This is a genomic window from Streptomyces sp. NPDC060031, assembly GCF_042736805.1.
Lineage (GTDB): Bacteria > Actinomycetota > Actinomycetes > Streptomycetales > Streptomycetaceae > Streptomyces.
Genome location: NZ_JBHWVM010000025.1, coordinates 62,868 through 75,119, shown reverse-complemented (window position 1 = coordinate 75,119; position 12,252 = coordinate 62,868). Strand labels below are relative to the sequence as shown.

Genomic DNA, 12,252 nt, shown 5'->3' with positions numbered 1-12,252 from the left:
GGTGTCACTCCCCCGGCGGCGGCCAACGCCGCGCCGACTTCCCCGACGAGAGCTGCTCCACCACCTCGGCCAGGTCCTGGCAGGCCTGCTCGATCCCCAGGCGGATGGAGTTCTGCTCGGTGACGAGCGCCGACAGGAGCAGCGAGGTCAGGGCCGCGCTGCCGTTGAGCGCCTGCAGGTTGGCCATGGCCTCGACCAGCGTGTGGTTGGCGAAGGGACCGCTGCGGGCGATGGCGGCCGCGTTCGCCATCACGGACACCAGCAGCATGCACGGCGCGCTCCCCGCCAACTGGAAGCGCAGGGCCGCCCAGATGAGGAGCGGGAAGACGAGGAAGAGCAGCGCCGACTCGATCGTGGTGGCCAGGAAGGTGAGCACGACGGCCGAGACCAGCAGAGCGACCGCCTCGACCCACCGGTAGACGTCGTCGGACAGCCGGATCCTGGGCAGGACCAGGAGCAGCGGCGTGATCACGAGCACGCCCATGGCGTCGCCGGCCCACCAGGTCCACCACACGGTCCAGAATCCGCTCTGCGGCAGGCTGTCGGTGAGCACCAGCAGCCAGGCCCCGACGGTGGCGCTGATCAGCATCGGCACCAGGCCGCCGAGGAAGACCAGCGCCAATCCGTCCCGGAACCGGTCCAGCGCCGGCCGGAAACCGACCCGTCGGAGCATCAGGAAGGCGCACACCGGAGCGAGGGTGTTGCCCACGACGATCCCGAGGCCGACGAGATCGATCGGGTTGATCGACTGGATGACGAGGTAGGCGCCGAGAGCGATCCCCGGCCAGACGCGGAGTCCGAGCCAGAGCAGGCAGGCGACGGCGATGCCCGTGGGCGGCCACAGGGGTGTGACGGTGGCGCCGTCGAGCACCACCTGCTGGAGCAGCCCCACCCGGCCGCCCGCGAAGTAGGCGGCGGCGACGACAAGGTTCCAGAGCCCGGTGAGGCACAGACGTCGCAAGCCCTCGGTGCGCATTGCTTCATCAGACGACAGTCAGCGCCCCTCAGGGGTGCGTGACACGCGTTACGCCGCACTCCGCGTGCCGCCCCGCGGACCCGCGAAGGCCTCGTGGCGCAGGACGAGCACCGCGGCGTCGTCCTCGTGGCCGGTGGAGTCGGCGACCTTCATCACCTCGGCGGCCAGGTCGCCGGGGTCCGCGCCCGCCCCCGCCCTGACCACCTCAGCCACGCGCTCCAGCCCGGCTTCGATCGGGAACCTGGGGCCTTCCACGACGCCGTCGGTGACCAGGATGAACGAGCCCGCGGCCGTCAGCCGGCGCCTGGTCACGGGGTACTGCGAGCCCGGCAGCATGCCCAGCGGCAGACCGCCCTCGTCCTCCACGACGCCGTACTGCCCGTCAGTCGTGGCCCAGACTCCGGGCACGTGCCCGGCGCGGGCGCTCTGGATCTCCCCGGCGGCGGGGTCGAACCGTACGAAGGTGCAGGTCGCGAAGAGGTCGCAGTCCACGGAGAGGAGCAGTTCGTTGGCCCGGCTGAGCACCTCGCCGGGGTCGGCGGCGGCCGCGGCCACCGCGCGTACGGCGATCCGGACCTGCCCCATGAAGGCGGCGGCCTCCACGTCGTGACCCTCGACGTCACCTATGGAGAATCCCAGGGCTCCCTCGGGCAGCCGGAAGCCGTCGTACCAGTCACCGCCGATGCTCAGACCGTGGCGGGCGGGCGCGTACCGGGCCGCCGTGCGCAGCCCCGGGAGGGCCGGCAGCGATGCGGGCAGGATCTCCCGCTGCAATGCCTCGGCCAGCTCGACCCGGGCCTGCTGGAGCTCTGCCCCTTCCCTGGCCTGGGCGGTGAGCCGCCCGAGCCGGGTGAGCAAATCGTCCGCGGTCGCCGACCGCGCGGACCTGTGGCTGGTCATGGACGGCTCCGGGGTGCTGCCGTTATGGGCTCTGGCGCAAAACGCACGCTCAGTGTATTTCGGCGGCCCGGTGATCACATCACGAGCGCGGCCCGGTCAGTCCAGGTCCAGGTGGTACGCGCCCGCCTTGGCGTCGGCGAAGAGCGTGAACTGGACCTCGGGGCCGGCGGGGGCGGTTTCGTCGTCGGCGGGGTCCAGCTCCACCGGTTCCGCGTTGACCAGGACGAAGTCTCCGTATCCGGCGAAGTCTCCGGGGCCGTCCGCGACGCCGATGTGGATCGGGGTCTCGTCGGGGAGACCGGAGAGGGCGTCGCGCAGTTTCGCCGCGGTCCACACCTCAGGGGTGTGCTCGAACATGTCAGCCATGAGCCGAGGCTAGAGCCATCGGGCGGTTACCGGACTCCGCCGCGCCGAATCGAGCCAAATGATGCCAGAGCGAACCAAAGGTGCTACCAGTGCGTCCTGATTCCATACGGACCGCAGAAGAACGGGAGATCACATCGTGGAGACCTCAGGAGCCCGCCCGACCCGCCGCGCCGTACTGGCCGCGGGAGCCGGGGTGGCGCTGGGCGGGACGGCTCTGGGCGGGACGGCGTACGCGGCTCCGGCGCGGCAGGAGGGGATCGCCCGCGAGCTGCGCGCGCTCGAGAGGGCGCATGGTGCCCGCCTGGGCGTGTTCGCCCGCGACACGGCCACCGGGCGGACGGTGCTGTACCGGGCGGACGAGCGCTTTCCGATGTGCTCGCTCTTCAAGACCCTCGCGGTCGCCGCGGTCCTGCGCGACAAGGACCGGGACGGGGAGTTCCTGGCCAAGCGGATCCACTACACGCAGCAGGAGGTGACGGATTCCGGACACGGCCCGGTCACCGGGCTGCCCGAGAACGTGGCCAACGGAATGACCGTCGGACAACTGTGCGCGGCCACGATCTGCCAGAGCGACAACGCCGCCGCGAACCTGCTGCTCCGCGAGCTCGGCGGGCCGGTTGCGGTCACCGACTTCTGCCGTTCGGTGGGGGACGGGATCACCCGGCTCGACCGTTGGGAGCCCGCCCTGAACTCCGCGGAGCCGGACCGGCTGACGGACACCACCAGCCCGCGTGCCACGGGCCGGACCTACGAGCGCCTCGCTCTCGGCGACGCGCTCGCGCCCCGGGACCGGGCGCTGCTGAGGGGGTGGCTGCTGGCCAACACGACCAGCACGGAACGCTTCCGCAAGGGCCTGCCCGCCGAGTGGACCCTGGCGGACAAGACCGGTGGCGGCAAGTACGGGACGAACAACGACGCCGGCATCACCTGGCCGCCGGGCCGGGCGCCGATCGTCATGGCCGTCCTGACGACCAAGGACCGGCCCGACGCCGCCGCGGACAACCCGCTGGTCGCCGAGACCGCCGCCCTGCTGGCCGCGGCGCTCGTCTGACGCGAGACGGCCCGGCCCGGACCTCACTCTTCGGGCGGGCCGTCGGAGACGGGGGGTTCGCCCGCCGCCGGGTCCAGGATGCGGTTGAGGAAGTTCCTGGTCCGCTCGTGCCGCGGATTGCCGACCACCTGCGCCGCCGGCCCCTGCTCGACGATCACTCCGCCGTCCATGAACACGACCCGGTCGGCGACCTCGCGGGCGAAGCTCATCTCGTGGGTGACCACCATCATCGTCATGCCCTCCCCCGCCAGTACGCGCATCACCGACAGCACCTCGCCGACGAGTTCGGGGTCGAGCGCGGAGGTCGGCTCGTCGAAGAGCATCACTTCCGGGCCCATCGAAAGAGCCCGGGCGATCGCCACCCGCTGCTGCTGGCCGCCGGACAGCTGAGCCGGGTAGGCCGCCGCCTTGTCCGAGAGGCCCACGCGCTCGAGGTTCTCCCGGGCGACGGCGGCGGCCTGCGCCTTGTCCCTGCGCAGTACGCGCCGCTGCGGCAGGGTGAGGTTCTCGGTGACGTTCACGTGCGGGAACAGGTTGAACTGCTGGAAGACCATGCCGATGCGGCGTCGTACGGCGTCGATGTCGACGTCGAGGTCGGTGACCTCCGTACCGCCGACGAAGACCTGGCCCTCGCTGGGCTCCTCCAGCAGGTTCACGCAGCGCAGCAGCGTGGATTTGCCCGAGCCGGACGGCCCGATGACGCAGACCACCTCGCCGCGGCCGATCTCCAGGTCGATGCCGCGCAGGACGTGGTTGTCCCCGAAGGACTTGTGCAGGCCCCGGATCTCGATCTCCGGGCGGTCTGTGGCCATGGTGTCCAGCGGTCCCGTCTTCTGTGACATCTCGTCCTCACGTGGCCTTGTCCGCACGGGCCTCGAGCCGGCGCACCACGAAGCTCAGCGGCACGGTCACGAGGAGGTAGCAGAGGCCCGCGACGAGGATCGGGGTGGAGTTGGCGGTCTCGCTGGCGAGGTCCCGGCCGAACTTCGTCAGTTCCCTCTCCTCCAGCGTCACGCCCAGGAAGAGCACCAGCGAGGAGTCCTTGAACAGCAGGACCAGTTCGTTGGTCAGCGGCGGGATGACGATGCGGAAGGCCTGCGGGATGATCACCGACACCATGGCGCGGCCGTGCGAGAAGCCCAGCGAACGCGCCCCTTCCATCTGGCCCTTGGGCACCGCCTGGATGCCGGCCCGAATCGTTTCTGCCATGTACGCCGCGGCGACCAGCCCGAGGCCGAGCGCGACCTTGCCGTACGTGCCGCCGGGGATCTCCGTACCGGGGAACGCCAACGGCACCGCCACGCCCACGAAGATGAAGATCAGCAGGGCGGGCAGGCCGCGGAACAGTTCGATGTAGACGCCGGCGACCCACCGGTAGGGGGCCACCGATGACAGCCTCATCATCGCGATGACCAGACCCAGCACCAGGCCGAAGGCGAACCCCGAGAGCGTGTACACCACCGTGTTGCGCAGGGCGAGGGTGATGATCTCCGGGAAGAGGCGCTGGGCCAGGTCCTTCTGGGCGAACTGGTTCTGCAGCCGGTCCCAGTCGGCGAGGAAGCCCAGCAGGACCAGTACGGCCACGAAGACGGCGTACTGGATGCCCTGCCAGAGGCGGCGTCGCTGCCGCCGGGTCAGCCGAGAGGTCACGGGGTGGCCTGGGGCAGCGGGCCGATCCACTGCTCGTAGATCTTCTTGTAGGTGCCGTCGGCCTTGGCGTCCGTGATCGCCTTGTCGATCGCGGCGAGGAGGGCGGCGTTGCCCTTCTTCACGGAGAAGCCGTACTGCTCACCCGTCTCGATGCTCTGCTTCCCGAGGACGAACTCACCGGCGTTCTTCGGGTCCTTGAGCCAGCCCTGCACGACCGGGTAGTCGATGACGACCGCGTCGACCTGTCCGGTGCGCAGGCCGTTGAGCACCGCGTCGGAGCTCTCGAAGGCGACGGGGTTGAAGCCCTGGGCCTTGGCGTAGCTCTCGCCGGTGGTCTCGGCCTGGGCGCCGAGCTTCTTGTTCTTCGCCTTCACGTCGGCGAGCGAGGTGATGCCGCTCTTCTTGGTCGCGAGCAGTGCCTGGGTCGCGTCGAAGTACGGGACGGAGAAGTCGACGTTCTTCTTGCGCTCGTCGGTGATCGTCATTCCGGCGGCGGCGAGGTCGCACTCGCCCGAGTTCAGGAAGGCGCCGGTCTTGAAGTTCTCGAAGGGCGTGTCGAGGATCTTCTGTTCGACCTCGAGGTTCTTGGCGACCAGGTCGATCAGGGCCACGTCGAAGCCGACGACCTTGCCGTTCTGCTCGAACTGGAAGGGCGGGTAGGGCAGATGGGTGCAGGTGGTCAGCTTGCCCTTCTCGACGACGGGCACGCCACCGGCCGCCTCCCCCTTCCCGCCGCCGGAGGAGGAACAGCCCGCGGCGAGGAACACTCCCGCGGCGGCCGCGGCACCGGCCGCTACGCGCATCCGGGAGCCGCTGCGGAAGGTGCTGCGGTGACTGCGGTGTCCTTCGGCCGTCCAGAACACGGGTGACCTCCACTGTGGCGGGGTGGGCGGCGGTCGCAGGACGTGACCGTCCGTCGTGATCGTAAGCCACGGGCAGCACGAGGCGAGGGAGCATTCGTCATGGGTTCACGATGTACGGGCCTGCCGGCACCGTCGCCGATAGTCCGCGCACCAGGCCGGAGCAGAGCAGGGCGAACGCCTCGGACAGCAGGCTCAGCGTGAAGACGTAGGGAACCGTCAGCCAGAGCGGTTGCGGCGAAGGGGGCAGGTCCATCCCATCTGAAACCCGAAGCCGATGGGCAGCCGCCACAGGCACACCGGCAAGCCGATCAGGGGGATGAGGCGGGCGACCGTCCGGGCCCAGCGCGGGACGGGCCCCTCGGTCGCGGTCACTGCCGATGGCGGGGCCGATACGGGGGCCGCGGCTGGTGGACGCATCGCATTGATTGCCATGCCCCAAGCCTGTCCGGATCCCTGCCGTCCGGGATCATGCACAGGCGTGATCCGTCCTCCCCCGCGCGAGGGAGGCGGTCCGGGCCGGGGGTGTAGCCCCGGCCCGGATCAGTTGCCGCGGAGCCGTCGCTCGACTGAGGGAACGGTTCTGCGGCCGAAGATCACGCGGGGGTGATGTTCTCCGCCTGCGGGCCCTTCTGGCCCTGCGTGATGTCGAACGTCACGGCCTGGCCCTCCTGGAGCTCCCGGTAGCCCGAGGCGTTGATCGCCGAGTAGTGGGCGAACACATCCGGGCCGCCGCCGTCCTGGGCGATGAAGCCGAAGCCCTTCTCCGCGTTGAACCACTTCACAGTTCCCGTAGCCATGTTCATGCCTTCCAGTCGATGAAAGCCCCCAGCACAGCGCGGGAGGCAGAGGTGATCGCCTTGGTCCAACGGCACAACACAGCAAGGCTGCCCACACCGAGAAGACGCGGGCAGAAGGCACTTCGAACCACGACAGCTACCGTCACGCTACACGGACGACACACACCGTCACCAGAGGGAACGATCACCTAAACAGCCGCAGATTTTCGTCAGGGAGCCGCTGCGCGGCGGCCGTGCCGGGCGGGCGTGCGCGTCCGGGGGCCGTGAGGGGCGTACGGAGGGAGTATGGGAGATGGCCCGCGAGCCGGCCCGGGACCGGAAGGGAGCTCGGCTATGGACGCGTCCGATGCGCACGGCATGCCCGGCGCCGAGCCCGCCGCGGTCGGGCTCTCCCCGCCGAGCGGGCTGCTCGACGTACTGAACGTGGCCGCCGTCGTGCTCGACGCGAAGGGGCGCATCGCCCTGTGGAGCCCCCAGGCCGAGCAGCTCTTCGGATGGACGGCCAAGGAGGCGCTCGGCCAGCCCGCCGCGAAGCTGCTGGCGCCCAAGGAGCACGTCGGCCTGGTGCTGGAACTGTTCGCGCGGGTCATGGGGGGCGCCGGGGACTGGGCCGGCGCGTTCCCCGTACTGCACAAGGACGGCAGCAGCCGTCTGGTGGAGTTCCGCAACATGCGGCTGCAGGACGAGCACGGGGACATCTACGCCCTGGGGATCGCGACCGACCGTACGAGGCTGCGGCATCTGGAGCGGGACCTGGCCCTGTCCGCGCGTCTGGTGGCGCAGTCCCCGATCGGGCTCGCCGTGCTGGACACCGAACTGCGCTACGTCCTGGTCAACCCGACGCTGGAACGGATCAACGGGCTGCCGGCGGCCGAGCACATCGGCCGCGGAGTGCGCGAGGCCCTGTCCTTCCTCGACGACGCGGGCGCCGTCGAGGCCGCGATGCGCCAGGTCCTGGCCACGGGCACACCCCTGGTCGAGCAGTTCACCGCGGGCCACACCCACGGTGACCAGCACCACGAGCATGCCTGGTCGGTGTCGTACTACCGGCTGGAAGACGCCGCCGGGCAGGTCCTGGGCCTGGCCATCTCGGTCGTGGACGTCACCCAGAGCCACCAGGCCGCCAAGGAGATCGCCCGGAGCCGCCGGCGGCTCGCCCTGATCGCGGACGCGACCGTCCGCATCGGGACCACCCTGGACCTGGATCTGACCGCCCGCGAGCTGGCCGATGTCGTCGTGCCCGAGCTCGCCGACATCGCCGCGGTGGACATCCTCGATTCCGTCCTCGAAGGCCGCCCGAGCCTGAAGTCCTCCGCCCACGAGCCGGCGGTGTTCCGCGCGCTCGCGGTGGCGGCCGCGTACCCCAGCGAGGCCGTGCGGGCCGCGGATCCGCCGGGCGACATCGCGCGCTACGAAGCCGACCGGCTGGTCACCCGCTCGGTGACCACGGGCCATCCCGTGCTCGTGGCCCACGTGAAGGCCCACGACATCTCGCGCATCGCCCGCGACGAGGAAGCCGGCGCCCTGCTGGCCCGTGCCGGCCTGCGCTCCTACCTGGCCGTGCCGCTCATCGCCCGCGGCGAGGTCCTGGGCGCCCTCGACCTCAAACGCACCCGCAACCCGCTGCCGTTCGACGAGGACGACATCGTCCTGGCCGGCGAACTCGCCGCCCGGGCCGCCGTCTGCATCGACAACGCCCGCTGGTACCGCAACGCGCACCACACCGCGCTCGCCCTCCAGCACCACCTCCTCCCCCACCACCCGCCGCACACCCCGGGCCTGGAAGTCGCCTACCGCTACCGGCCCGCGGCGGCCACCAGCGAGATCGGCGGCGACTGGTTCGACGCCATCCCGCAGTCGGACGACACCACCGTCCTCGTGGTCGGAGACGTGATGGGCAGCGGCATCAACGCCGCCGCCGGCATGGGGCAGTTGCGCACCGCGACCCGGACCCTCGCCGAGCTCGGCCTCGACCCCGCCCAGGTGCTCCGCCAGCTCGACCTCGCGACCGCCACGCTCGAGGAGACCATCGCCACCTGCGTCTACGCCGTATACGACCCGCACCGCGGCGAGTGCCGCATCGCCGTCGCCGGACACCTGCCGCCCGTCCTGATCCGTACCGGCCGGGCCCCGCGGCTGCTCGACCTGCCCACCGGTACGCCCCTGGGCGTGGGCGGCGTGCCCTTCGAGTCCACCACGGTGCGGATGGATCCCGGGGACCGCCTGGTCCTCTACACGGACGGTTTGGTCGAAGTGCGCGACCAGTCCATCGACGACCGCCTCGCCGTCCTGCTGGACCTGCTCGCCGAGGCCGACGGGTCGCTGGACGAGACCTGCGACCGACTGCTGGACTCCCTGCGACGGCCGGACGACCACGACGACGTCGCCCTGGTCATCGCCCGGTCGAAAGCGCTGGCACCACCCAATGGCTGACCCGGCCTGCTCGCGCCGCAGGAAATGAATAGAATCGGCTTCCATGTCGAAGCCTGACGAGCTGCTCGTTGACATCGCCACGACCGTGGAGTCCGAGCGCAGCAATCAGATGTCCCTGACCGTCGTCGTCGGTGGTGCGGTGATCACCGGTCGACTGGCTCCCGAAGCCGTGTGGAGGCAGCGCGTATCGGACGTCCTGACGGATTCGGACCGCCTGGGTCCGTTCTCCGGCATCTTCGCCACGGACCATGCGCCGCGGCGGCCCGACCGGGACGGTCCGCCCACACACCTCCACTTCCACGTGGCCCGGATCCTGCAGGGCTCGATCGGGATTCCCGAGACGGGCGGGATGTACCGCGTCGCCATCAAGGACGTCAGCGCCTGGACCGTGGGAGACGTCAGCTACTCCGATCACTGAGCCTTCGGGGCAGCGTGGTCTCGGGGACGCCCGGAGTGCCGTAGGGTTGGGTTCACCGACGCGGGGTGGAGCAGCTCGGTAGCTCGCTGGGCTCATAACCCAGAGGTCGCAGGTTCAAATCCTGTCCCCGCTACTCCTGACTGTGGCCCGGATCCTCGGATCCGGGCCACAGTCGTATCCGCTTGCTCCGTCGGTTACTCCTGCGCGTCGCCCGACTGCGCCGCGGCGCGCTTGGCGAGCACGGCGGCCGCCGCGAGCGCGCTGCCCGTGAAGGCGAGCATCAGCGTCCACGGCTGGTCGAAGAGGTGGCCGGTGGCGTGGTCGATGGAGTACCGGCCGGCGCCGGCGAGGCCGATGGCGGCCGCGGTGAACCCGAGGAAGGCCGGGTACTCGTACCCGCCGCCCTGCGCGAAGAACCCGGCGGGCGCGTGCACCGCCACGGCCCCCGCCATGGCCCCCGCGGCCGCGGCGCCGGCCGCCGGGGTGGCCAGGCCCAGCACCAGCAGGGCCCCGCCGCCGGCCTCCCCCAGACCGGCGGCGATCGCGCTCTGTTTCCCGGGCCGGAAGCCCATGTGCTCCATCCCGGCCGCGGTCCCGGCCAGGCCCCCTCCACCGAACCACCCGAACAGCTTCTGGGTCCCGTGCGCCATGAGCACCGCGCCGGTACCGGCGCGCAGCGCCAGTAGTGCGAGGTCCCGCCGGTTGATGCAGGTCATAGAAACCTCCCGATCTGTGGTGATCGGTATCCACTCTGCGGGCCGACGCCCCCGCCCGCATGATGAGAGGAGGGAAGGAAGGGGGTCCGCGATGGACACGGAGCGGTACGAGCTGATGTTCCCCGACAGCCCCGAGGACGGCCGGGACCACAACCAGGACGTCGTGATCGTGGCCCGTACGGAACGCAGCGGCCCCGGCGGACACCCCGTCTACGCCGATGTGACCGGCATCGTGCAGGCGGAGATCAGCGACCAGGGTGAGGTACGCATGCTCCCGTCGGGCGGTCAGCAGGCACCCGCCCAGGGCGTCCGGGCCCGTCCTCTGCCGTCCGGGTGACGACAGACGGGGCCGGGGCCGTGGGTCAGCCCCTGTCGATGTGCACGCTGGTGGACTTCACCCGGGCGGTGGCCCGCATGCCGACCTCCAGGCCCAGTTCCTCGACCGCCTCACGGGTCAGCAGCGACACCACCCGGTGCGGGCCGGCCTGCACCTCGACCTGCGCGGAGACCTCTCCGAGCCTGATCCCCGTCACGATGCCCGGGAAGGCGTTGCGGGCCGAGGTGTACGAGGCCTCCTCGCCCGCGCCGCCGTCCTGGGCGGCCTCCACGCAGAACGACGCGAGGGCCGGGCCGTCGACGATGCGCCGGTTGCCCTCCCGGCGGGTGGGGAAGCGGTCCGCGTCCGCCCACCGCCGGGCCGTGTCGACGCTCACGCCCAGCAGCCGGGCCGCCTGGCCAATGGTGTAGGTCTCCATGCGCCCCACCCTAAGCGGGCACCGGGGGCGCCTCCCACGACCGCCCCTGCTACCCCGGCACGCCGGTCCGCAGGACGGCCAGCACCTGCGCGGTGATCGCGCTCTCGTTCCGCTCGAACTCGGCTCCGGTCAACTGGGCCTGGTCCGCGGGCAGTCCGGTGAGCACGGGGGTGTGCAGGTGGCCGCCCGGGACCTGCGGGCGGACTTCGAGGCGGAGCCGGTTGGAGCGGTAGGCGACCTCGTTGGAGAGGTAGCCGCCGCCTCCGCCCGCCACGGCGCGCGAGCCGGGGGTCGGCCCGTCCTCCCGGTCCACGGGGTCCTGCTCCCCGGCCGGTATCTCGGTGACGGCGGTGTTCAGCCGCACCGGATACGGCGTCTGGACGGCGGTCATGGCATCCGTGGGCAGGCTGGTCCGCAGGAACTCCGCTCCGGGGCCGAGCCCCGGCGCGGTGACGGGTCGGTCGTACGTGCCGCCCGAGAGGGCATTGGCGTTGTCCGGGTACGGATCCGCCGAACGGGCCCGTCCGGCCCAGGCCTCCAGGGTGAACAGGCCGGGGTAGCCCTGGCTGATGCTGGTGATCGTGTCGGCGGCGCGGGGGCCGGCCGCCAGGCGCGGGCCGTAGGCGCGCTCCACGATTCCGGCGTCGAAGTCGGCGTACCGCACGGGCAGGACGACCGCGCGGATCTCCGCGATCGTGCCGTCGGCCAGGGTCACCCGGCGGCCGTTGAGCTGGAGGGCGGCGGAGCCCGAGGGGTTGGCGCGGCGCAGCTCGGCGTCCAGGCCGAACGGGTCGAACCCGCTGATGAACACGCGCCGCACACCGGGCGCGGTGCGGAACTCGTTGGAGGTGAGGCCGCGGGAGGCGTCCTCGAACCTGCTGCGCAGGGCCGGCCGGTCGATGGGGAACTCCGGCTGCCAGCGGGCGAGCTGGACGGTCATCGCCAGCCTGGCCCAGTACAGCGGCCGGTCGTCCCCGGAGGCCAGGTCCCCGCCGGGCCGCCGTCCCTGCGCCCGGTTCACGGCGGCCTGCCACAGTCCCTCGCCCCACGCGTCGAGGAGCCGCGCGGCCTCGGGGGCGTTCCTGGTGGCGCAGAGGGCGGCCGGGAAGCGGCGTACGAAGGTGTCGAGCGCGGCCCGCTCCGGGAAGGCGGCGGTCCGGGGGTCGGCGAGGCGGTTCTGCTCCGGGTCGGGCGAGGGGTTGGCGGTGAGGCAGACGGTGGCCGGGGCTGCGTCCGCGTGTGCGGTGACGGGTGGCAGGAGGGCGGCAATCCCGAGCAGGGCGGCGGCGAGGGCCGCACGGCGTAACGGCTTCATCATGCCATGTGA

General features: G+C 71.4%; 15 protein-coding genes and 1 tRNA gene. 5 read left to right on the top strand and 11 right to left on the bottom strand.

Annotated elements, in window-relative coordinates; genetic code table 11:
* Window positions 1–4: 4 nt before the first annotated feature.
* From ACFWB8_RS14275 to ACFWB8_RS14265, 3 genes are all read right to left on the bottom strand, one after another.
* Window positions 5–976 carry an MASE1 domain-containing protein gene (locus ACFWB8_RS14275; protein ID WP_385225755.1) on the bottom strand — a complete coding sequence of 324 codons (972 nt, stop codon included), beginning with the start codon at window positions 974–976 and terminating at the stop codon, window positions 5–7.
* A gap of 48 nt (window positions 977–1,024) precedes the next feature.
* On the bottom strand, window positions 1,025–1,876 hold the full coding sequence (locus ACFWB8_RS14270) for a PP2C family protein-serine/threonine phosphatase (protein WP_385225753.1): 852 nt from the start codon (window positions 1,874–1,876) through the stop codon (window positions 1,025–1,027).
* Window positions 1,877–1,972: 96 nt separating this feature from the next.
* Window positions 1,973–2,242, bottom strand: a complete 270-nt coding sequence (locus tag ACFWB8_RS14265; protein ID WP_385225751.1) for a DUF6225 family protein — start codon at window positions 2,240–2,242, stop codon at window positions 1,973–1,975.
* Window positions 2,243–2,378: 136 nt separating this feature from the next.
* Here ACFWB8_RS14265 and bla point away from each other — a divergent pair, with 136 nt between their 5' ends.
* Window positions 2,379–3,293: a class A beta-lactamase gene (gene bla, locus ACFWB8_RS14260; protein WP_385225749.1), complete on the top strand. Its 915-nt coding sequence runs from the start codon at window positions 2,379–2,381 to the stop codon at window positions 3,291–3,293.
* A gap of 23 nt (window positions 3,294–3,316) precedes the next feature.
* Here bla and ACFWB8_RS14255 read toward each other — a convergent pair whose 3' ends face one another.
* The 5 genes from ACFWB8_RS14255 to ACFWB8_RS14235 all read right to left on the bottom strand — a co-directional run bounded on the left by ACFWB8_RS14255 (window position 3,317) and on the right by ACFWB8_RS14235 (window position 6,603).
* Entirely contained in the window at window positions 3,317–4,135 is an 819-nt protein-coding gene (locus ACFWB8_RS14255; protein ID WP_385225747.1) for an amino acid ABC transporter ATP-binding protein, read from the bottom strand.
* 7 nt (window positions 4,136–4,142) lie between these two features.
* A complete protein-coding gene (locus ACFWB8_RS14250) occupies window positions 4,143–4,943 on the bottom strand; it encodes an amino acid ABC transporter permease (RefSeq protein WP_385225745.1) in 801 nt (266 codons plus the stop codon).
* Window positions 4,940–5,746 (bottom strand): ABC transporter substrate-binding protein, encoded by an 807-nt coding sequence (locus ACFWB8_RS14245; RefSeq protein WP_385225801.1) that lies wholly within the window; start codon window positions 5,744–5,746, stop codon window positions 4,940–4,942. The genes ACFWB8_RS14250 and ACFWB8_RS14245 overlap by 4 nt, the downstream gene beginning before the upstream one ends.
* A gap of 157 nt (window positions 5,747–5,903) precedes the next feature.
* On the bottom strand, window positions 5,904–6,059 hold the full coding sequence (locus tag ACFWB8_RS14240) for a hypothetical protein (protein ID WP_385225743.1): 156 nt from the start codon (window positions 6,057–6,059) through the stop codon (window positions 5,904–5,906).
* 340 nt (window positions 6,060–6,399) lie between these two features.
* Complete coding sequence (locus tag ACFWB8_RS14235) at window positions 6,400–6,603, bottom strand: cold-shock protein (protein ID WP_267726646.1); 204 nt, start codon at window positions 6,601–6,603, stop codon at window positions 6,400–6,402.
* A 333-nt stretch (window positions 6,604–6,936) separates the two neighbouring features.
* Between ACFWB8_RS14235 and ACFWB8_RS14230 the strand changes: the two genes are divergently transcribed.
* From ACFWB8_RS14230 to ACFWB8_RS14220, 3 genes are all read left to right on the top strand, one after another.
* Complete coding sequence (locus tag ACFWB8_RS14230) at window positions 6,937–9,036, top strand: SpoIIE family protein phosphatase (RefSeq protein ID WP_385225740.1); 2,100 nt, start codon at window positions 6,937–6,939, stop codon at window positions 9,034–9,036.
* Between the two features lie 43 nt (window positions 9,037–9,079).
* A complete protein-coding gene (locus ACFWB8_RS14225; RefSeq protein WP_385225738.1) occupies window positions 9,080–9,454 on the top strand; it encodes a hypothetical protein in 375 nt (124 codons plus the stop codon).
* Window positions 9,455–9,513: 59 nt separating this feature from the next.
* Window positions 9,514–9,587 (top strand) — tRNA-Met (locus ACFWB8_RS14220).
* 61 nt (window positions 9,588–9,648) lie between these two features.
* On the opposite strand, the gene ACFWB8_RS14215 is transcribed toward ACFWB8_RS14220, so the two are convergent.
* Window positions 9,649–10,170 (bottom strand): DoxX family membrane protein, encoded by a 522-nt coding sequence (locus ACFWB8_RS14215; RefSeq protein WP_385225736.1) that lies wholly within the window; start codon window positions 10,168–10,170, stop codon window positions 9,649–9,651.
* Between the two features lie 91 nt (window positions 10,171–10,261).
* Between ACFWB8_RS14215 and ACFWB8_RS14210 the strand changes: the two genes are divergently transcribed.
* Window positions 10,262–10,507, top strand: coding sequence for a DUF6296 family protein (locus ACFWB8_RS14210; RefSeq protein WP_385225734.1), 246 nt, complete (start codon window positions 10,262–10,264; stop codon window positions 10,505–10,507).
* A 25-nt stretch (window positions 10,508–10,532) separates the two neighbouring features.
* Here ACFWB8_RS14210 and ACFWB8_RS14205 read toward each other — a convergent pair whose 3' ends face one another.
* Complete coding sequence (locus ACFWB8_RS14205) at window positions 10,533–10,925, bottom strand: molybdopterin-binding protein (protein ID WP_385225732.1); 393 nt, start codon at window positions 10,923–10,925, stop codon at window positions 10,533–10,535.
* A gap of 49 nt (window positions 10,926–10,974) precedes the next feature.
* Window positions 10,975–12,243 (bottom strand): pyroglutamyl peptidase, encoded by a 1,269-nt coding sequence (locus tag ACFWB8_RS14200; protein ID WP_385225730.1) that lies wholly within the window; start codon window positions 12,241–12,243, stop codon window positions 10,975–10,977.
* Window positions 12,244–12,252 lie beyond the last annotated feature (9 nt).